The sequence below is a fragment of the Amycolatopsis pittospori genome, from assembly GCF_013870525.1.
In the GTDB taxonomy this organism is placed as follows: domain Bacteria; phylum Actinomycetota; class Actinomycetes; order Mycobacteriales; family Pseudonocardiaceae; genus Amycolatopsis; species Amycolatopsis pittospori.
Window position 1 is genome coordinate 120,418 of the sequence record NZ_JACBXD010000003.1, and the last position, 19,718, is coordinate 140,135.

Consider the following 19,718-nt stretch of genomic DNA (forward strand, 5'->3'; position numbering starts at 1 on the left):
CGGCACTCCTTCACTGTCCACATTGGATTCTCAGCCATTCGCCCTGCTGGATGCTCGCCCGGACGTCGTCGAGTTGTTTGAGCAGGATTTCCAGCCGGTCCCGGTTGCTCAGGTATTCCAGGACGGCGCGGTGGAAGGCACCGGTCATCGTCGCGGGCATCAGGTCGGAGGCGTCGAAGCACAAGGCGGTCGCCGAAACGATCGTGTCCGCGACCTTCCGGCTCACCTGGTCGGTGTAGACGTCGAGACCGAGCTTCCGGTTGGCTGAGAACGCGCTCGCGCCCGGGATCGACGGCCAGACGCGCTGCGCCTTCTCCGAAGCCAGGTACTCGATCAGTTTCCGGGCCTGCGGAGTGTCCTGGAACATGCCGGCGAGGTCGGCGCCGACCTCGGAGACGTCCCGCCCGGGGAACGGAAGGAAGTCGAAATCGTTGCCGGGCTTGGGATGCGTGCCGTCGGCGCGGTCGTGCTTCTGGTAGCGGCTCATGATGAACGACGCCTGATGTTCGAGCACACAGCCCGGCGGGTCGGCGAACATCGGTTTGCCCGCGTCGCCGAAATCGGTCAGCAGCGCGGCCGCGGTCCCGCCGCGGATCCCGCCTGGCTCGACCAGGGAACCCCAGTCCAGCCAGGCCTGTTTGACCTCCGGCGAGGTCCACTTGAGACTGCCGGATGCCCATTGCCAGTACTTCTCGGGTCCCGCCGAATGCAGCAAGATGTCCTCGATCCAGTCGGTACCCGGCCAGCCCGAGGTCGGCGGGGCGCCCATCCCGACACACCACGGCGTGCCGCCCGCGGCCGTCAGCCCGCCGGAGAACGCGCGGAGGGCTTCGAAAGTCGTCGGGCGGATTCCGGTCAGCCGCGCCGGGTCATACCAGATCATGCTCTTGAGGTCGGCCTTCACCGCCACCGCGTACAGCTTCTCGGTGCCGATCTTCTGCAGCGTGACCCATTGCGGGCTGAAGGAACCCGCCACGGTCGCGGAAAGTTCGTCGTCGAGCGGCAGCAGGTCGCCCGTCTTCTGGTACTTCGCCAGCACCCCGGCGTTGGGCAGGACCGCGACGTCCGGCGGGGTACCGCGCTGGACGTCCGAGGCCAGCACCTGGTCGACTGCCCGGGTGCCCTGATAGAGGTAGTCGATCCCGGTGTCGGCCTTGAACGCGTCCAGTACCTGCCGGAACGCCTTCTCCTCGTCTCCGGTCCACGACGCGAGCACGACCACGGTCCCGCCGTCCGCCGACGCCGAGCAGCCGCCCGCCACCAGCGACAGTGCCATCAGCAAAGCCAGCAAGCGTTTCACGGGCGGTACCGGTATTCGTCGATCCGGCCGTGCAGGCCGAGCAGGACGAGCCCGCCCGCGAGCAGGGTGCCGGCCGGGATCAGGAACTCCCGGCCACCGGATTCGGCCGCCCCGGCGGCGTCGGCCGCCACCTCCTTGGCGCGCGCGGTCGCCACCCGGGTGTTGTCCGTCGCCACCGTGGTGGTCCGCTCGGCCCGCTCCCGGAACTCGTCGACGGTCACACCGCATCCCTGCTCCTCGTCGCAGTACTCGGTCACCAGCGCGGCGAGCAGTCGCTGCCCTTGGTCGTCGGCGGCCTGGATCTGCGCGTTCCGCGCCTCGGCGACGTCGTCGAGCCGCTCACCGACCGAGTCAAGCCTGCCGCGGCTGACCAGGGTGAACACCAGCGCCACCCCGATCGCGGCGATCAGCAGGGTCGCGCCGAGCAACGGGACGTTCGCCCTCCGGCGGAAGCGTTTCTTCAGGTACAGCTGGGTCAGCACGAGCAGGACCAGCAAGCCCACCACCGGCAGGAGCCACAGCGGGAGCATCGCCAGGCTCACTCCGGTCGACGACAGCTGCGCGTCCAAGGCCGCACGTTGCTTGCCCTGCAACGCTTCCAGCTCGTCGAGGACGCCGCCCTGCGCGTGCAGCAGCCGGGACGCGTTCCACAGATCCACCGCGCCGAGCACCGCGGCGTCCGGCTGCCGGAAGTGGACATCCGCCTGGCCGATGGATCCCGAATAGGCCGCGACCTGGCTCTCGACCACCTGCAGCGCGTTGCCGCCGGGCTCGCCGGCCTGATTGAACTCCGCGACCTGCGCGAGGCTCTGGCTCGCCAGAGCGAGCTGGTTCGTGTACTCCTGCCCAGGTCCGGCGAGTCTCGCCTCGCCGGAGGTGAAACTGGTGATCGCGGCGGCGTCGGCGGCCACCAGCGCGGCCCGCGCGGCGGTCACTTCGAGCACCGCCTGCGACGTCCGGTCGCGCACCGTCTCGGCCGTGTCCTGCACGCTGTGGAACGACCACAGCGAGCTCACCAAGACCGCGACGGTCAGCGTCAGCAGGGCCGCACGGAGCCGCACCAGCGTCACCCGCGTCGCGGTTCTCTTCACGACGCTCAAGACACGGCCCCGGCGAGCGGCTCGCCGCAACCGACGCAGAAATTCGCCCCGGATGGAGACAGCGCGGAGCAGTCGGCGCAGACCGTCGGCGGCGCCTCATCCTGGAGAGCGGGTTCGGGCATCGGCCGATCTTCCTGCCCGGGAGCGATTTCCGAAACCCTCGACGGGATGACGAGATGCAGGATCGCGGAGCGCGGCGCCTCGTCCCGCACCCGGACGATCCCCTTTTCCGCGTCGAGGACCTCCACGACGGCGTTGAGACGCCGTAGCGTGTCCTCGTCTCCCTCCGCGGTGGCCAAGGTGAACGCCGCACCCCATTCCCGTGCGGCGGTGGCGTGATCCCCGGCGGCGTGGGCGTCGCCGCCGAGGGTGAGCGCCTCGCCGAGCTTGGCCTTGCCCTGGTAGACCCCGACGATGGGGTCGATCAGCGTCGGCGGGATCGGGTCGTGCGTCCACCGCCCGGCGATGGCGAGCGCGTCCTCCTCGACGGTGGCCCCGGCCAGCGGCACGAGTTCCGCCCACGCGAGCTGCCGGTCCTGGCCGTGACTCGGTTCGAGGTCCGGGTCGAGATCGAGGATCACCTGGTAGTCGCGGGTCTCGTCGCCGGAGAACGCGCCGAGCGAGAGCTCACTCTCCCGCACGGCGATCTCCTGGCAGCGGTCGGTGAGGTCGTACTCGTCCGGGAACACCTGCTTGATCGACCGCAGCCGGCTGAACGGCATGGTGCCGATCCGCAGCCGGACTTCGGGCAGCACCTTCGTCATCGCGCTCTCGACGAGCTGCCGGAAATCGTCGGCCAGCTCGTCGTCCTCGACGACGGAGTCGACGTTCCCGCGCAGCACCCGGCCGATCTGGGTGAGTTCGGCGGGCTCCCAGCCGTCACCGATCCCCCTGGCGTCGCAGACGAAACGGCCTTCGCAGTCGTTCAGCACGGTCATCAGATCGGCCCTGGTCTGCGAATCGTTGCGGCCGTCGGTGAGGAGGATCGCGTGGCGGACGGCGTCCGGGGCGCGTTCGAAGAGGTCACGGGCCTTGGTGAGCCAGGCGCCCATCGCGGTGCCGCCGACAGCGGCGAGATGTTCGACGGCGGCGCGTGCCTCGGCCCGGGTCTGCTCGGAGGCGGTCACCAGGCCGTCTTCGGCGGGATACAGCATCGTCGCGCGATCCGTGCCCTGGACGACCGCGAACCGCACTCCGTCGGGCAAGACGTCGATGGCCGCCGCGGCCGCGCGCCGTGCCTCGCCGATCTTGGTGCTGGGGAAGCGCATCGAGCTGGAGCAGTCGATCAGCAGGACCTCGGCGGCCGTCCTGGCGGCGTTCGCTTCGCCGCCTCGTGAGACGACCCGGACGATCGCGGTCATCGCCCGGTCGCCCTCGGCCAGGAACTTGTTCTGGTGTACTTCGAGGCCCAGACTCGGCTCCCCGCTCATCTTTCCCCTTTCACACCAGGGTCACCGGTCTCACCGAGTTGGCGAGATCGATCAGGACGTCGTGCGCTTCGGGCGGCGGCGCGTGATGGGCGAGCCGCCGGTAGGACTTGTCGAGCAGCTTCCGCGCGCCGGTCTCGTCCGCCCGCAGGATCTCGCCGTCGGTGATCCCGTCCTGTCCGATGAGGACGGCCGCCAGCCCGGTCTCGCGCACGGCCGTCACCAGCCTGTCCTGGGCGTCGCCGTCGAGGTCCAAAGCGGACAGCCGGACCACCGCGTCGTCGAGTTCGGCCGAAACCGGGAGGTCCCCGGTCTCCGGCAGCGGCGCGGACAGTACGCGCACCCCGGCGATCCGGGCCGCTTCGTCGTAACGCGAGAATTCCGGGACCTGGTCGAGGATCGCGACGGCGGCCGCGCGATCACCGCGCAGCAGCCGGACCCTCGCGAGCCCGAACGCCGCGCTGACCTGGGCACGGTCCCGCACCCACAAGGCGTCGTAGTACCGCTCGGCGGCGGCCGCGCCGTTGAGGTGCTCCTCGCAGAGTCCGAGCGCCAGTTTCGGCGGTTCCTCGCCGGGGATGTCGCGGTACACGACGTCGAACTTCCTCTTGGCCGCCTCGAAATCGCCCTCACCGAGCGCGAGCAGGCCGCGATGCCAGGCCACTCGCCAGTCGTGGACGGCCCGCTCGCCCAGCAGCCGTTCCGCCTCCGCCACCGCCAGCGCGGCTTCGACGGTCGCCCCGCGTTCGAGATGCGCCCGGCAGCGGCGGAACTCGACCTCCACCGAACTGGGCACCTTGTCGAGTTTCTTCAGCAGCCTGGCCGCGTCGGGAGCACGGACGGTCCGCAGGAACGTCACCTGCGCGTCATCCGGGTCCTCGCGCGGCACCGGCAGGCCCACGGCGATCTCGGCGGCCTTCGGCCGTTCGCCGAGCGAGACGGGAATCCCCTCCGTCCAGTGTTCCAACAGCGGCGCCTGGCCGAGACCGGCATCGAGCAGTACGGCTCCCTCGGTGAACAACGTCGACCCGGCGGGCCGGGACTGCCTGTCCCGTAAGGAAAGGATCTCGGCGAGGACACCGTCCAGCTGGACGAGCATCTCGTCGGCGGAGGCGAACCGCTGCTCGAACGGGGCGGTCGCGCGGTCGAGGACGCGGATGAACGACTCGATGCCGAACCGGACGCCGCGGGCGTCGGGGGTCACCGACCAGCCGTCGCTGGCCTGGAAGAGTTCACGCAGCGTCATGCCGACGGTGTGGATGTCCGACCGGACGGTGAGCCCGCGTTTGGCCCGTTCCCGCGGCGTCACCTGGTAGTGCTCGGTGCCGACGGCCGGGCTCTCGTCGTCGGTGATCTTGCGGATGGCGCCGAAATCGATGAGCTTGATCCGCTTCTCGCCGTGGATCACGTTGTCCGGCTTCATGTCGCAGTACAGGAGACCTTCGCCGTGCAGGTAGCCGAGCGCGGTCAGGATCTCGCGCCCGTACGCCACGACGTGCTCGACCAGCAGTCGCCCTTCGCTGGAATCCAGTCCTGCGCGGCCACGATTCTTGATCTCTCGCAAGGAAAGGCCGTCGACGAACTCCATGACGATGTAGCGGGCACCGTCGTGCTCGACCACGTTGAGGATCCGGACGATGTTCGGATGTTCCAGCGCGGTGAGCACCTGGCTCTCGGTCTCCGCGATCCGCACGGCGGCGGTGTTGTTCGTGTTGATCAGGCCCTTGAGTGCGACGTGCAGCCCGCCGAGGCCGGAATCCGTTGCCAGGTAGACGAAACCGAGGCCGCCGCGCGCGACACATCCGAGCACCTGGTACCGGCCGTCGACGATGTCACCGGCCTTGAGCTGGGGAGAGAAGGAGAACGACGTCCCGCAGACCGGGCAGAATCCCTCGGCGGGCGCGGTTCCGCCGCCGACCGAACGGCCGACCGGGGTGCCGGTGCAGCCGTGCTTGCCGCAGAACCGTTCCTCCTCCGGCACGTGTGGATCGGTCAGCAGACGGCCGCCGACATCGGGGAGTTCGACGATCGGCAGCGGGACGCGGTCGTCGGCGGTCGCGTGGCCCGCCATCTGCTGCGAGCGGGTGACCACCGTGCTCGCGATCCTGGTCGGCGCCTCACCGGGACCGGGGATCACCAGGGTCGGTTTCTCCGTGCGCTCGGGCTCGCCCGGCGGCAGGCCGCAGACCTTGCAGAATCCGGTCTTGCCGAGCACACCCGGGCAGCCGTCCCGGCCGCAAGCCGTCATCCGTCGATCCGTTTCCGTACGGTGTTCGCGTACTGCTCGACGGCGTCCGCCGCGGCCGCGAGGTCGCACGGTCCTTCGAAGAGCATCCGCCAGGCGGGAGCGTAGGCGGCATCCAGTTCGACGTCTTCGACGAAGCCACTGTTACGGGCCATCTCGCCGTACGCGTCGAGACGGGCACGGAGTTCGGCGCGCCGAGCGAGGTTTTCGTCGAGAAGCCGGCGCAGATCGCGGGCGCGTTCCTCGTCCCGGGCGACGGTCCGCTCACAGGCGGGCAGGTGCCGTTTCACCCAGTCGGGTTCACCGTCCTGTTCCGCCGCACGCAGTTGCGTCAGAGCGCCCTTGAGCCGCCGGGCCCTGGCCAGGACGTCCGGGGCGCCGGTGAACCGCGGCGCGTCACCCAGGTTGTCCTTCTCCAGCGCGGCGAGTTCGGCCACCCGGGTCTCCAGCAGCGCGAGGCGACCTTCGAGGTCGTCCTCGTCGGCGGGCAGGACATCGGTGTTCGACCGGACCACGCTCACCCCCGGCGAGGTCTCCCGGCGGAAGGCGAGCGCGAGCCGCAGGCCGAGTTCGTGCGCGCGCTGGGCGAGCGGGACCAGGACCTCGCCGACGAGCTTCTCCGGTTCGGCCGACTCGTCGATGCCGTAGACGACGACCGTCCTGCCGGTCCCGTGATGGCCGGCGGGCGAGTCCGCGACGACGTCGAGGCGTTCGGAGATCCGGCGGCGCACCTCGTCCGCGGTCTTGCCGACCGCGTCGACCGCGAGGACGACGCTGCCCACCGGCGGCACCGTCGGCCCGGACGCGCTCCGCCCCGCTCCGCGTTCGCGGTCGGCGAGCACCACCGCGCGGCGCAACGAGGCCGCGATGGCCGAATCGTCCTCGCCGGTGATGATCACCCAGACGTCCGACCGGCCGTGCCCGCCCAGCCAGCCGGCGAATTCGCGCGCGAACGGCAGGTCGATCGCGGGCGGCTCCGGGTACTGGACGAAGCTGGGATCGATCGCCGGGCGGCCTTCGGCCCAGCGGCGCAGTTCCGGCAGGTAACCGAGCATGGTCTCGACCGGGATCATCCAGGAGACCCGGGCGGCCTCGGTCGCGTAGCGGGTCGCGACCATGCCGACGACGTGTCCGGTCTTGTCCGCGACCACGGCGGAACCGCTGAATCCGTGCGTGATCGGCTCGGCGTCGGGCGTCCGGTGCAATTGGACGCGTTCGAGGCCATGGCCGCCGTCGCCGACGACGGTCGCGAGCGACCACATGCCGTCCGAACCCTGGGGGAAGCCGTAGGCGCGCACGCGCTGGTTGTCTTCGAGCGCCGTCCGGTGCAACCGAGCACCCGCGACCTGTTCCTCGGCGTCGCGCAACCGCAGCAGAGCGATGTCCCCGCCGTCGTCGCCGATCGGGTCGGCTTGGGCGACGAGGGTGGCGATTCCGGGCTCCACACCGGGAAGCGCCACGAAATCCACCGCGATCCCGTCGTGGCCTTCGATCACGTGAGCGCAGGTGAGAAGGTGCTCGCCGTCGAGCATGGTCCCGGCGCCCAGGATCCGCCCACGGTCGTCGCGCAGCCGCACCCGCCAGCGTCCGCGCTCGGAAGTCACGCGGAAGACCCTACCGATCGTGAGTGGTAATGACGGTTCTCACCGTCATTACCACTCACGAGGCCTAATGCGCGGCGTCGTTCCAGGACCGCCCGTACCCGACGGAGACCTCCAGCGGTACGGCCAGCTCGTAGGCGGAGCCCATTCCCTGACGCACCAAGGCTTCCAGCTCTTCGCGTTCGCCATCGGCGACCTCGAGGACGAGTTCGTCGTGGACCTGCAGCAGAACGCGGCTCTTCAGTTTCGCCTCGGTCAGCGCACGGTGCACGTTGAGCATGGCGACCTTGATGATGTCGGCGGCGCTGCCCTGGATGGGCGCGTTGAGCGCCATCCGCTCGGCCATTTCGCGGCGCTGGCGGTTGTCGCTGTTGAGGTCCGGCAGATACCGACGTCGGCCGAAGATCGTTTCGGTGTAACCGACCTTGGCCGCGTCTCCCACGACGGAGTGGAGGTAATCGCGCACGCCGCCGAAGCGGGAGAAGTACGCCTCCATCTGTTCCTTGGCGTCTTCGGTCGAGATCCGCAGCTGCTGTGAAAGCCCGTATGCCGAAAGCCCGTACGCGAGGCCGTACGACATCGCCTTGACCCGGAACCTCAGCTCCGGCGTGATCTCCTCCGGCGGCAGCGAGAACGCGCGCGACGCCACGAACGTGTGCAGATCCTCGCCGCTGTTGAAGGCCTGGATCAGCCCTTCGTCCTGCGAAAGGTGCGCCATGATCCGCATTTCGATCTGGCTGTAGTCCGCCGTCATCAACTCGGTGTACCCGTCGCCGACGACGAAGGCGTCGCGGATCCGGCGGCCTTCCTCGGTGCGGATCGGGATGTTCTGCAGGTTCGGGTCCACCGAGGAGAGACGTCCGGTGGCGGCGATCGTCTGCAGCAGCGTGGTGTGGATGCGGCCGTCGTCGGCGACCGCCTTGATCAGGCCCTCGACCGTGGTGCGCAGCCGGGTCGCGTCCCGGTGCTCCAGCAGATGCTGCAGGAACGGGTGCTCGGTCTTCTCGAACAGGCTCTGCAGCGCCTCGGCATCGGTGGTGTAGCCGGTCTTGGTGCGCTTGGTCTTCGGCATGCCGAGCTCGTCGAACAGGATCACCTGGAGCTGCTTCGGCGAGCCGAGGTTGACCTGCTTGCCGATGACCGCGTACGCCTCGTCGGCGGCCTGCGTGACCCGGCCGAGGTAGTGCGATTCCAGATTCGTCAGGTGTTCGATGTCGACCGCGATACCGGCCGCTTCGAGTCCGGTGATCACCTGCAGCAGCGGCAGTTCCAGCTCGACGAGCAGCTGGGCGCCGCCGAGTTCCTCGAGCTCCTTCGTCAGCGCGCCCGCCAGTTCGGAGACCGCGCGGGCCTTGACCAGCTCGGCCTGGATCTCCTTCTGTTCCAGGTCCTCGGCGCCGCCGCCGTCGAGCAGCGACAGCTGGCCGTCGCCGGTGTCGGCCTCGGAGCGCAGCTCGCGGTGCAGGTACCGCAGGGCGAGGTCGTCGAGTTCGAAGGTGCGCTGGCCGGGGCGGACCAGATACGCCGCGAGCGCGGTGTCCATGACGAGCCCGGCGAACGTCCAGCCGCGCGCGCGGACGGCGTGCAGCGCGACCTTGAGCTCGTGGCCGATCTTCTGGATCTTCCCGTCGGCGAGCCAGGCCGTGAGGGCCTTGTCGTCCTCGGCGTCCATGGCGGTGACGTCGACGTACGCGCCTTCGCCGTCCGCCGCCGCGAAGCTGATGGCCTTCAGGTCGGCGCGGACCGAAGCGCCGGTGGTGCGGAACGCCAGGCCGACCGGCTCGTCCTGACCGGTGTGCGCCGAGAGCCAGCCGGCGAGAGCGCCCGAAGCGAGCTTCGCGCCTTTGACCTCGAAGCCCTCTTCGGCCTCCGGCTCGGCGCTCTGCAAGGTCGCGAAGAGACGGTCACGCAGGACGCGGAATTCGAGCTCGTCGAACAGCGCGTGCACGGCCTCGCGGTCCCAGGGACGCAGTTCGAGACCGGACGGGCCGAGCTCCAGCTCGACGTCGCGGATCAGCTCGGTGAGCTGGCGATTCAGCATCACCGCGCCGAGGTGCTCGCGCAGCGCGTCGCCGACCTTGCCCTTGACCTCGTCGACCCGGTCGATCAGGTCGTTGAAGGAGCCGAACTGCCGGATCCACTTGGCCGCGGTCTTCTCACCGACGCCGGGGATGCTGGGCAGGTTGTCCGAGGGGTCGCCACGCAGTGCGGCGAAGTCCGGGTACTGCGCCGGGGTGAGGCCGTATTTCTCCTCGACCGCCTCCGGGGTGAACCGGGTCATCTCCGACACGCCGCGCTTCGGGTACAGCACGGTGACCTGGTCGGTCACCAGCTGGAGCGCGTCACGGTCGCCCGTACAGATGAGGACGTCGAAGCCTTCGGCGGTCGCCTGTGTCGTGAGCGTGGCGATGATGTCGTCGGCTTCGTAGTTCTCCTTGGTCAGCGCCGGGATGCCGAGGACCTTCAGCACGTCCTCGACCAGCCCGACCTGACCCTTGAACTCGTCCGGTGTGGCGCTGCGGTTGGCCTTGTACTCCTTGAAGGTCTCGGACCTGAACGTCTTGCGCGAGAGGTCGAACGCCACCGCGAGGTGGGTCGGCGCCTCGTCGCGCAGGAGGTTGATGAGCATCGAGGTGAACCCGAAGACCGCGTTCGTCGTCTGCCCTGTCTTCGTCTTGAAGTTCTCCGCGGGCAGCGCGAAGAAGGCGCGATACGCCATCGAATGGCCGTCGATCAGCAGCAGCTTGGGCCGCTCGGCCTGTGCGGTCGCGGGTGTGGCGTTGGCAACGGTCGTGTTCTCACTCGGGCTCACGGGAGCGAGTCTAGGGTGAGGGTCTGACAGTCCTACCTGTCGTGTCGTTTAAGGAGCTCTGCGTGACCGAACAAGCCCTCGAATCCTTCGCGGGGATCGACCCGGCCTTCGCCGGCCAGCAGCTCAACGACAAGATCGGGCTCGAAATCAGCGAATTCGGCCCCGAACGCGTCGTGGGCAGCATCCCGGTAGAGGGCAACCTCCAGCCGTACGGCCTCCTCCACGGCGGCGCGAACGCCGTCGTCGCCGAGGCGCTCGGCTCGATGGTCGCCGCGCTCAACGCGGGTACCGACAAGGCCACCATGGGCCTCGAACTTTCGTGCACGCACCACCGGGCGGTCCGCGCCGGCCGGGTCACCGGCGTCGCGACGCCGGTGCATGTCGGGCGGGGCACCATCACCGCGGAGATCGTGCTGACCGACGACCAGGGCCGCCGCTCGTGCACCGCACGGCTGACCTGCGTCGTGCGGGACCGGCCGCCGGGCGCCTGAGCGCGCGCCAGTCTTCGGAAGTCCGTGAAGGCCTCCTTCCCTACCTTGAGAGTAGGGAAGGAGGCCTTCACGTACTTTTGAGCGCGTGGATCTCGACACGGCTCAGGTGCGGGCGTTCGTCGCGACCGCCGACCACAGCCATTTCGGTCGCGCGGCCGAATCCCTGTACCTCACGCAACAAGCACTCTCGAAGCGGATCCGGAAGCTCGAGGACGCCCTGTCGGTCCAGCTCTTCCGGCGCACCAACCGGTCCGTCGAGCTGACCCCCGACGGCGACCGTTTCCTCCCGCACGCGCGCGAGCTGATCCGGGCCGCGGACGCCGCCGTCGCCGCGATGGGGCTGCAGGACCGTCCGCCGCGCCTCGACGTCATCGATCCGCGCCTCTCCCCGATGTACATGTTGCGGCGGATCGCCGAGCGGGACCCGGCGCTGGCCGTCGAGCGGGTGGCCGGGCGCGGGCTGGCCAACGCGCTGGACCCGCTGGTCCGCGGCGAGATCGACCTCGCGTTCGGGCGGGTCGCCGACCTCGGCCGGGAGATTCCCGCCGAACTCGAACACCGGCTCGTCCGCTTGGAGCCGCTGGTCGCGCTTCTCGCCCCGGAGCATCCGCTGGCGAAGAACGACGTCCTCCATCTCTCCGACCTCGAGAATGACGGGATCTGGATCCCGCAATTGGCGGGTCCGGTCGAATGGCTTTCTTATTTGCAACGCCTATGCAAAGAATTCGGCGTTCCGATCGACCAGTCCGGCGTCAGTTACGACCTCCGGCACACCCTGGAGCAAACCCGCTACGGGAAGCAACGGGTCACGCTCGCCGGCGCCGACATGGACCTCGCCGCCGACCTCAACCTGCGCGTCCTCCCTTTCGAGCCCTCGCCACTGTTCCCCTGGTCGGTGGTGTGGCGGCGCGGCGAGGGCCCGGCCCTGCGGCGCCTGCTGGCGCTCGCGGGCCGGACCAGCCACGAAGAGGGTTGGTGCGCCTACGATCCCGAGCGGTCCTGGCTGCCCGACGACGACCTCAGACAGTTAGGTGCCGGGCGAACCACCGGGTGAGTTCGGCGTCGACGAGCTTGGCGTGCGCGGTCTGCGGCGCCGGTTCGAGACCCGGTGCCTCGGCGAACTCGTGCGCCATTCCCGGGATGGTGACCAGCTCGGATCGCTGCTCCCCCAGCGCCTTGTACAGCGCCGCGGCGGGTTCGGTGATGGAGACGTCGTCCTCCTCGCCGATGACGAGCAGCACCGGCGCGGTCAGTTCGCCGGCGCGGCGGACGTAGTCGTACTCGTTCGCCACCGCCCTCGACCGGTCCGACCAGTGATAGGTGACGTCGTAGACCCGCTCGTTCGCGGCGATCACCGGCGCCAGCTGCGTCACCGGGTTCACCAGCGCGGCCGCCGCGACCGGGATCTCCGCGTGGGTCAGCATCTGCAGTGCGACCCCGCCGCCCTGCGATCCGCCGACCAGGCCGATCGGTCCGTCCTCAATGGACAGCCGCGACCGCAGTTCCGCCACCGCGGCCGGGAACTCCGCCTCGACCTGCTTCGTCATCGGCTCGACGACGTTCAGCACGTTGTCCTCGGCGGCGAGGCCGAAGAATCCCTCGAAACCGCCTTCGGGGAAACGTTTCCCGGTCAGCGGCAACCCGAGGTGCACCCGCCAGGCGTGCAGCTCCCGCATCGGCAGCGCCGCCGCCATCGCCGCCTCGCTGAACGGCGCGCCCAGCAGGTGCCAGGTGAGCACCAGCGGCGCCGGACGGTCCTTTTCCACCGGGGGCAAGGCCACGAACGGAACCCCCGCCGCCACGCCTTCGATAGCTCCGCTCAGTTCGACGCTCATCGTTCTTCTCTCCCAGGTCCGGCCGGTGTTTTCCGGCTCTGGGAACAGCTAACCGCGAGGTCGGGGTGGTGATCCAACAGCCGTTCGGGCCTCGATGACAACCATCGGTTGTCACTCGGGACAGGCGCCGGAGGCACCGTTGGCGCCCTTTGGGGCAGCATCACTACGACGAACAGACGCCCTCGAAGGGAGTGAAAAGCGCGAGATACGCGCCCGAAACATGATCATTACCCACGAGCATGATCGACGTGGTAGCGGTGAATCCCCAGCGTGACCAGCGAAGACTCGACAACCGGCAACATTCGCCTTTTCGTGCAATTCGTTCTGGTTTCGACCGTCACGATGTGGACACAGAGTGATGGGCGTCTGGGCAGATCATGGCGTAGGGGGATATCTTCCTGCCCTAACCTAGCCCCTGTGTCGGGGGCAACGCCTACCGGCGGCTGGTTGGTCATGGGAGGTAGTCGGTGTCAGGAGTGCGTTTTGGACGGGTATTCGCCGTCGCGGCGGCTGCATCGCTTGCGCTGGCAGGCTGCGCTGGCGGCAGCAGCTCGTCCGGCAGCGGTGACAGCAGCACGCTGAAGATCGGGTTCATGGGTGACCTCACCGGTGAGAACTCCGGGATCGTGATCCCGCCCCGCAACGGCGCGAAGCTCGCTATCGACGAGTACAACAAGACGAACCCGGCGACGAAGCTGGAGCTCAAGGAGTACGACAGCCAGGGCAAGCCCGAGCAGGCGACGTCGCTGATCGCGACCGCCGTCGGCCAGGACAAGATCACCGCGCTGATCGGCCCGGCCTTCTCCGGCGAGTCGAAGGCCATCGGCGGTCAGCTGGAGCAGAACAAGATCCCGAGCGTCTCGCCCTCGGCGACGAACCCGGGTCTGGCCTCGAACGGCTGGAAGTACTGGCACCGTGTCGTCGCGAACGACAACGACCAGGGTCCGGCCATCGCGAACTTCTTGATCACGGCGAAGTCGCCGAAGAAGGCCTACGTCATCTCGGACGACCAGGAGTACTCGGTCGGCCTGGCGGACGCCTTCGAGAAGACCTTCAAGGAGAAGAGCGTCCCGACCGAGCGCGACAAGTTCGCCAAGGACGCGTCGGACTACTCCTCGACCGTGCAGAAGGTCAAGGCCGCGAACCCGGACGTCATCGCCTTCGGTGGTTACTACGCCCAGGGTGGTCGTCTGCTCAAGCAGCTGCGTGACGGCGGCGTGACCGCCACCTTCGCCACCGGCGACGGTTCACTCGACGCTCAGCTGGTCAGCGGCGCGGGTGCCGCCGCCGCGGAGAAGGCCGTCATCGGCTGCCCCTGCAACATCAAGGACGCCGGTTCCGGCGACGAGTTCGTGAGCAAGTACAAGGCCGCGTTCAACGTCGACCCGGCGATCTACGCGACCGAGGGCTACGACGCCGCGACCGCCATCATCAACGCGGTCAAGGCCGGTAACACCACGGCGGAGAAGATCAACGAATTCCTCAAGACCGTCGACTTCAAGGGTGCCTCGAAGCAGATCAAGTTCAAGGAGAACGGCGAGCCGCAGACGAACGCGATTTACGTCTACCAGGTCACCGGTGGCGTCATCAAGAACCTCGGCGCCTCGACCGAAGCCAAGCTCAACGGCTGACGGAGCAGGTAGGAACACCTAACGGAAGCGGGGGCGCTGTGCGGGCACAGCTCCCCCGCTTCCCGCAAATGTGGCGAAAGAAATCCTCGCCCCGTCCCGTAAGGCATCCACGTCATGCTTCAAGATCTGCAAGCCCAGTTCCTCGGTAGCACCATCGGCGGACTGGTCGCCGGAAGCATCTACGCCCTCATCGCCCTCGGCTACACAATGGTCTACGGCGTGCTCCGGCTCATCAACTTCGCACACTCAGAGATCTTCATGATCGGGACGGTCACGTCCCTGTTCATCCTCATCTCCATCGCGGGCGGCGGTTCGATCACGCTCGGCGTGTTCGGGATGATCGCCGTACTGCTGCTGATCATCATCGCTTCGGCCGCCGTATCCGGCGGCGCGGCGGTCTTGCTGGAGCAAGTGGCCTATCGGCCGCTCCGCAAGAAGGGCGCGACCCGCCTGGCCGCGCTGATCTCCGCGATCGGCGCCTCGCTGTTCCTGCAGGAACTGTTCGGCCTCGAGATCATCGAATGGCTGACCGGGAAATCCGGCCGCGTCCAGCAGAACGCGCCCCGGTTCATCCCGCACGACGAGCTGTTCCACATCGGCAACGGCGTCGTGCGCACGGACCACGTGTTCGTCATCGTCGGCGCCGTGATCATGATGATCGCCCTCGACCAGCTGGTGAGCCGCACCCGCATCGGCCGCGGTATCCGTGCCACCGCACAGGATCCCGAAGCCGCCGTGCTGATGGGTGTCAGCATCGACAAGATCGTCCGGCTCACCTTCCTGCTCGGTGGCGCCATGGCCGGTGTGGCCGCGGCGCTGTACGTCATGGAATACGAGAACACCGATTACCGCATCGGCTTCCTTCTGGGCATCAAGGCGTTCACCGCGGCCGTCCTCGGCGGTATCGGCAACCTTCGCGGCGCCCTCTTGGGTGGCATCGTGCTGGGCCTGGTGGAGAACTGGAGTTCCATTTTCTTCGGTTCACAATGGAAGGACGTCACCGCCTTCGTGGTCCTGGTGCTGGTCCTGATGTTCCGTCCCACCGGTATTCTCGGTGAATCGCTGCAGCGGGCACGCGCATGAAGGGCAACGAAGAAGTGGCTGAAAAGTCTCCGGAAAACGAAAAGCCCGCGCGCGCCGGCTTTCACCCTGTCGACGGTCTGCGGGATTGGTGGGCCGACGCTCCGCATTGGCAGCGTTATGGCGTTTACCTCGCCCTGATCATCGGCGCGCTGATCCTGCCCGCGCCGGCGATCGGCTCGTTCATGTCCCCGGAGTCCGACTGGACGACGGTGCTGATCTTCCCGGTCGGGACCTACATCCTGCTGGCGATCGGCCTGAACATCGTGGTCGGCCACGCGGGCATGCTGGACCTCGGTTTCGTCGCGTTCTTCGCGATCGGCGCCTACACCCTGGCCGTGATGGGCACCAAGTACGGCTGGGGATTCTGGGGATGTCTCGTCCTCGGGATCTTCCTGGCGGCGATGTCCGGCGTCATCCTCGGTGCGCCGACGCTACGACTACGCGGTGACTATCTGGCCATCGTGACACTCGGCTTCGGTGAGATCGTCCGCATCACGGCGAACAACACCGACGGCATCGGCGGCGCCCGCGGTATCACCAACGTGCCGCACCCGGACGCGATGTTCGGTGTCGAGTTCCTGCTCGACCCGGCGCCGTACTACTACCTGATCCTGGCGGCGATCGTGATCGCGATCGTCTTCTCGGTGCGGCTGCACCGGAGCCGGGTCGGCCGCGCGTGGGCCGCCATCCGCGAGGACGAGGACGCCGCCGAACTGATGGGCGTCCCGACGTTCAAGTTCAAGCTGCTGGCGTTCGCCATCGGCGCGATGCTCGGCGGTATGGCCGGTGTGGTCTACGCCAGCAAGGCCGTCTTCATCGAACCGAACAACTTCCCGTTCATCCTGTCGGCGACCATTCTCGCGGCCGTCGTACTCGGTGGTGCGGGGAACCTGCCCGGGGTCATCCTCGGCGCTTTCCTGGTCGCCTGGCTCCCGGAGCGGTTCCGGTTCCTGTCCGAGTACCGCATCCTGATCTTCGGCGGGGTGCTCGTGCTGATGATGGCGCTGCGGCCGGAGGGTCTGCTGCCGTCGCGGCAGCGCAAGGCGGAACTACGTGAAGGAACGGGCGGGATGGGCGCCATGGGCGCCGAAGTCGCGGGTCCGGATTCCGAGGCTTCGGCGGAGGTGACGAAATGAGCGCACTGCTCGAATTCGACAACGTGACCATGCGCTTCGGCGGTGTCACGGCCTTGAAGGAAGTCAACCTCACCATCGACCAGGGCGAGATCTTCGCCTTGATCGGGCCGAACGGCGCGGGCAAGACCACGGTGTTCAACGTGATCACCGGCGTCTACCAGCCGACCGAAGGCCAGGTGCGCTTCAACGGCACCCAGGTCAGCGGGATGAAGCGGTTCAAGGTCAACCAGGCCGGGATCGCCCGCACGTTCCAGAACATCCGGCTGTTCCACAACATGTCGGCGCTGGAGAACGTGATGGTCGGTGCCGACTCGCACCACAAGACCGGCGCGATTTCGGCGACCCTCGGGCTTCCGGTGCACCGCAGGGAAGAGAAGCGGGGCCGCGAGCTCGCTCGTGAGCTGCTGGACTTCGTCGGTATCGGGCGGGTCGAGCACAACACCGCGAAGAACCTCTCCTACGGCGACCAGCGGCGGCTGGAGATCGCGCGTGCGCTCGCGACCGATCCGAAGCTCCTGCTGCTCGACGAGCCCGCCGCCGGCATGAACCCGGCGGAGAAGAACTCGCTGCAGCAGCTGATCCGCAAGATCCGTGACGACGGTCGGACCGTGCTGCTCATCGAGCACGACATGGGTTTGGTCATGCAGATCGCGGACCGGCTGGCCGTGCTCGACTTCGGCCAGAAGATCGCAGAAGGGCTCCCCCACGAGGTGCAGAACAACCAGAAGGTGATCGAGGCTTACCTGGGGGTGGCGGAAGATGCTTCTTGAGGTTCAGGACATCAACGTCCACTACGGGAAGATCGCCGCGCTCAAGGGAATGACCATCGAGGTCGGCGAGGGCGAGATCGTTTCGCTCATCGGGGCCAACGGTGCCGGCAAGACCACGACGCTGAAGACGATCTCGGGCCTGCGTCCGCTGACCAGTGGCCGGATCCTCTTCGACGGCAAGGACATCTCGAAGACACCCGGGCACAAGCGGGTCGAACTCGGGATCGGCCAGGCACCGGAAGGCCGGGGCGTGTTCCCCGGTATGACGGTGCAGGAGAACCTCCTGATGGGTGCCTACACCCGTAAGGACGATCTGAAGGCCGACCTCGCCGAGGTCTACGAGCTGTTCCCGCGGCTGAACGAACGCAAGACCCAGTTCGGCGGCACGATGTCCGGTGGCGAGCAGCAGATGATCGCCATCGGCCGCGCGCTGATGACCAAGCCCAAGGTGCTGCTGCTCGACGAGCCGTCCATGGGCCTGGCACCGATGTTGATCGCGCAGATCTTCGACATCATCCGCGAGATCAACAAGCGCGGGACCACGGTCCTGCTGGTGGAGCAGAACGCGCAGCAGGCGCTGAAGCTCTCCGACCGCGCGTACGTGCTGGAGACCGGTGAAGTGGTCAAGAGCGCCCGCGGTTCCGAGCTGCTGGACGACCCGCAGGTGCGGGCCGCCTACCTCGGTGGCGACCTCGGCGTCTGACGCTCTTTTGGAGGGGCCTCGTCGCTTTCCGCGGCGGGGCCCCTTTCGCTATCCCAGCTTGATGTCGGTGCCGGCGAGGTTCTTCATGTCGGTCAGCGTCGGGCCGCCGAAAGCCCGCAAGACCACGGGTTTCGCCTCCTTGGGCGCGTCGAAGTAGAGGTCGAACTCGACCCGCACACCACGTCCGAGCTCGAACTTGTCGGGCTGGCGTTTGATCGTCATGGCTTGGTTGTCGACCTCGATCACGGCACCGGAATCGGTGAGGAGCTGCTGGCGCCTGGTGTCGAAGAGGATTCCGGACAGGCCCTTCCCGGTGACCACCAGCCGGATCCGCACGAACTGTCCCTTCGCGTCGAATTCGGCGTGGCTGCCGGTGAGACTCGGGAGCCCCGCGGCCAGCCCGATCAAGGAGAACTCGGTCTCCCCGTTCGTCGACGGTGGGAGGTGTAGCGCGGTCTCGTCCGGCCGGACCTCACGCGCGGGCAGGTCGTAGACGGGTTTGGCGGGGGTCTGCTGCGGCTCGCCGCCGGAACAGCCGGTCAGCAGGAGGACGGACAGGACAGTCACCGCGATTCCAGTGCGCACCCCGCTGATTCTGCCCGCTGGACGGCTACTGTGCGGCTGTGGAGTTACGACGTCTTCGGTATCTGTGTGTCGTCGCCGAGGAGGAGCATCTCACCCGCGCGGCGGAGCGCCTCGGTATCCGGCCGTCGTCGCTCAGCCAGCAGATCATCGCGCTGGAACGGGAACTGGACGCGACCCTGTTCGTCCGGACCCAGGCGGGGATGACGCCCACCGAAGCCGCGCGGGCGCTGCTCCCCCATGCCCGGCGAACGCTCGAAGCAGCCGACCTCGGCATGCGAGCCGTCCGGGACGCCGTGTCCGGCGAAGGCCGCGTGATGCGCATCGGCGTGACCCCGGGTGCGCCGCCGACCGTCCTCTCCGTGCTCTACGCGGCCGGTGCGGTGGAGTTGCTCGATCTCTCCGCCGCTCGTCAGGTGGACCTGCTGGGCCGCGGTGCGCTCGACGTCGGCCTGATCGCCCTTCCGGAGGACCTGAGTGGCTTACGGACCGCCGTGGTGAGTGAAACGCCGCTGGGTGTGCTCGTCGCCGACACCCATCCGCTGGCGGGCGTTCACGACGTCGGCTGGAGCGACCTCGACGGCCGGGATCTCCTGCTGTACGCCCGGGATCTCGCCCCGGGCTACCACGACGCGCTGCTCGCGGAATGCGCCACGGCGGGCTGGCGGCCGAGCGACGTCCGGCCCGGTCCGCCCCGGCGGTCGCTGTTCGCCGCCGAGCTGCGGCACGGCGGTGACGTCGTGGCTCTGCGTCCCGAGTGGGACTCCGCGGAAGGGTTGCGCTGGCTGCCGTTGCGGACGGCGGTGCCGCGTGTCCGGCACGCGCTGGTGTGGGACCCGGCGCACGAGTCCGCGGACCGGATGGGGAAGCTGGTGCCGCGCCTCGCGGTATGACCGTGCCCACAACGGTTTCGTCCCGCGTCTGCCCGACCTCGTCTCTTCGGCGCTCCCGAACGGCTGTGCGGATCCGCCTCGTGGACAGCGGTCCCGTCTCGCGATTACC

The 19,718-nt window shown here is 68.2% G+C and carries 17 protein-coding genes; 8 read left to right on the top strand and 9 right to left on the bottom strand.

The features are described from left to right. Positions 1 to 10: 10 nt before the first annotated feature. The 6 genes from H5J31_RS02745 to polA all read right to left on the bottom strand — a co-directional run bounded on the left by H5J31_RS02745 (position 11) and on the right by polA (position 10,485). A complete protein-coding gene (locus H5J31_RS02745; RefSeq protein WP_181770813.1) occupies positions 11 to 1,300 on the bottom strand; it encodes an ABC transporter substrate-binding protein in 1,290 nt (429 codons plus the stop codon). After that, entirely contained in the window at positions 1,297 to 2,391 is a 1,095-nt protein-coding gene (locus H5J31_RS02750; protein WP_181770814.1) for a hypothetical protein, read from the bottom strand. Before H5J31_RS02750 ends, H5J31_RS02745 begins: the two co-directional genes overlap by 4 nt. A gap of 5 nt (positions 2,392 to 2,396) precedes the next feature. After that, positions 2,397 to 3,830 (bottom strand): VWA domain-containing protein, encoded by a 1,434-nt coding sequence (locus H5J31_RS02755; RefSeq protein ID WP_181770815.1) that lies wholly within the window; start codon positions 3,828 to 3,830, stop codon positions 2,397 to 2,399. A 10-nt stretch (positions 3,831 to 3,840) separates the two neighbouring features. Then, positions 3,841 to 6,075 (bottom strand): serine/threonine-protein kinase, encoded by a 2,235-nt coding sequence (locus H5J31_RS02760; protein ID WP_181770816.1) that lies wholly within the window; start codon positions 6,073 to 6,075, stop codon positions 3,841 to 3,843. Beyond that, the gene (locus tag H5J31_RS02765) at positions 6,072 to 7,676 is read right to left on the bottom strand and encodes a serine protease (RefSeq protein WP_328701354.1); all 1,605 of its coding nucleotides are present in this window, start codon (positions 7,674 to 7,676) and stop codon (positions 6,072 to 6,074) included. The genes H5J31_RS02760 and H5J31_RS02765 overlap by 4 nt, the downstream gene beginning before the upstream one ends. 64 nt (positions 7,677 to 7,740) lie before the next feature. Beyond that, entirely contained in the window at positions 7,741 to 10,485 is a 2,745-nt protein-coding gene (gene polA, locus H5J31_RS02770) for a DNA polymerase I (RefSeq protein ID WP_181770817.1), read from the bottom strand. 62 nt (positions 10,486 to 10,547) lie between these two features. Here polA and H5J31_RS02775 point away from each other — a divergent pair, with 62 nt between their 5' ends. Both H5J31_RS02775 and H5J31_RS02780 read left to right on the top strand, forming a co-directional pair. After that, positions 10,548 to 10,976, top strand: a complete 429-nt coding sequence (locus tag H5J31_RS02775; RefSeq protein WP_181770818.1) for a PaaI family thioesterase — start codon at positions 10,548 to 10,550, stop codon at positions 10,974 to 10,976. Positions 10,977 to 11,061: 85 nt separating this feature from the next. Further along, positions 11,062 to 12,030, top strand: coding sequence for a LysR family transcriptional regulator (locus tag H5J31_RS02780; protein ID WP_181770819.1), 969 nt, complete (start codon positions 11,062 to 11,064; stop codon positions 12,028 to 12,030). Here the strand turns inward: H5J31_RS02780 and H5J31_RS02785 are convergent. Together H5J31_RS02785 and H5J31_RS39585 are read right to left on the bottom strand one after the other, a co-directional pair. Then, a complete protein-coding gene (locus H5J31_RS02785; RefSeq protein ID WP_181770820.1) occupies positions 11,996 to 12,811 on the bottom strand; it encodes an alpha/beta hydrolase family protein in 816 nt (271 codons plus the stop codon). The two genes, H5J31_RS02780 and H5J31_RS02785, sit on opposite strands and share 35 nt — an antisense overlap. Before the next feature lie 451 nt (positions 12,812 to 13,262). Then, a complete protein-coding gene (locus tag H5J31_RS39585) occupies positions 13,263 to 13,406 on the bottom strand; it encodes a hypothetical protein (protein ID WP_005159379.1) in 144 nt (47 codons plus the stop codon). Here H5J31_RS39585 and H5J31_RS02790 point away from each other — a divergent pair. The 5 genes from H5J31_RS02790 (at position 13,405) to H5J31_RS02810 (ending at position 18,134) form a co-directional block, all read left to right on the top strand. Next, positions 13,405 to 14,442, top strand: coding sequence for a branched-chain amino acid ABC transporter substrate-binding protein (locus tag H5J31_RS02790; protein ID WP_236004570.1), 1,038 nt, complete (start codon positions 13,405 to 13,407; stop codon positions 14,440 to 14,442). The two genes, H5J31_RS39585 and H5J31_RS02790, sit on opposite strands and share 2 nt — an antisense overlap. A 114-nt stretch (positions 14,443 to 14,556) precedes the next feature. Further along, positions 14,557 to 15,525 (top strand): branched-chain amino acid ABC transporter permease, encoded by a 969-nt coding sequence (locus H5J31_RS02795; protein WP_181770822.1) that lies wholly within the window; start codon positions 14,557 to 14,559, stop codon positions 15,523 to 15,525. After that, positions 15,522 to 16,661 (top strand): branched-chain amino acid ABC transporter permease, encoded by a 1,140-nt coding sequence (locus tag H5J31_RS02800; protein WP_181770823.1) that lies wholly within the window; start codon positions 15,522 to 15,524, stop codon positions 16,659 to 16,661. Before H5J31_RS02795 ends, H5J31_RS02800 begins: the two co-directional genes overlap by 4 nt. Next, positions 16,658 to 17,431: an ABC transporter ATP-binding protein gene (locus H5J31_RS02805; RefSeq protein WP_181770824.1), complete on the top strand. Its 774-nt coding sequence runs from the start codon at positions 16,658 to 16,660 to the stop codon at positions 17,429 to 17,431. The genes H5J31_RS02800 and H5J31_RS02805 overlap by 4 nt, the downstream gene beginning before the upstream one ends. Continuing rightward, positions 17,421 to 18,134: an ABC transporter ATP-binding protein gene (locus tag H5J31_RS02810; RefSeq protein ID WP_181770825.1), complete on the top strand. Its 714-nt coding sequence runs from the start codon at positions 17,421 to 17,423 to the stop codon at positions 18,132 to 18,134. The genes H5J31_RS02805 and H5J31_RS02810 overlap by 11 nt, the downstream gene beginning before the upstream one ends. A gap of 48 nt (positions 18,135 to 18,182) precedes the next feature. Here the strand turns inward: H5J31_RS02810 and H5J31_RS02815 are convergent, their stop codons facing one another. Further along, the gene (locus H5J31_RS02815; RefSeq protein WP_181770826.1) at positions 18,183 to 18,719 is read right to left on the bottom strand and encodes a hypothetical protein; all 537 of its coding nucleotides are present in this window, start codon (positions 18,717 to 18,719) and stop codon (positions 18,183 to 18,185) included. A gap of 38 nt (positions 18,720 to 18,757) precedes the next feature. On the opposite strand from H5J31_RS02815, the gene H5J31_RS02820 reads away from it, so the two are divergent. Then, positions 18,758 to 19,609 carry a LysR family transcriptional regulator gene (locus H5J31_RS02820; RefSeq protein WP_181770827.1) on the top strand — a complete coding sequence of 284 codons (852 nt, stop codon included), beginning with the start codon at positions 18,758 to 18,760 and terminating at the stop codon, positions 19,607 to 19,609. Positions 19,610 to 19,718 lie beyond the last annotated feature (109 nt).

Excerpts from the sequence above, each read along its gene's own strand:
- H5J31_RS02795 (WP_181770822.1), top strand. The coding sequence starts at position 14,557 with ATGCTTCAAGATCTGCAAGCCCAGTTCCTCGGTAGCACCATCGGCGGA.
- H5J31_RS02785 (WP_181770820.1), bottom strand. The coding sequence starts at position 12,811 with ATGAGCGTCGAACTGAGCGGAGCTATCGAAGGCGTGGCGGCGGGGGTT.
- H5J31_RS02800 (WP_181770823.1), top strand. The coding sequence starts at position 15,522 with ATGAAGGGCAACGAAGAAGTGGCTGAAAAGTCTCCGGAAAACGAAAAG.
- H5J31_RS02805 (WP_181770824.1), top strand. The coding sequence starts at position 16,658 with ATGAGCGCACTGCTCGAATTCGACAACGTGACCATGCGCTTCGGCGGT.
- H5J31_RS02810 (WP_181770825.1), top strand. The coding sequence starts at position 17,421 with ATGCTTCTTGAGGTTCAGGACATCAACGTCCACTACGGGAAGATCGCC.
- H5J31_RS02790 (WP_236004570.1), top strand. The coding sequence starts at position 13,405 with ATGGGTGACCTCACCGGTGAGAACTCCGGGATCGTGATCCCGCCCCGC.
- H5J31_RS02755 (WP_181770815.1), bottom strand. The coding sequence starts at position 3,830 with ATGAGCGGGGAGCCGAGTCTGGGCCTCGAAGTACACCAGAACAAGTTC.
- H5J31_RS39585 (WP_005159379.1), bottom strand. The coding sequence starts at position 13,406 with ATGAACCCGATCTTCAGCGTGCTGCTGTCACCGCTGCCGGACGAGCTG.
- H5J31_RS02760 (WP_181770816.1), bottom strand. The coding sequence starts at position 6,075 with ATGACGGCTTGCGGCCGGGACGGCTGCCCGGGTGTGCTCGGCAAGACC.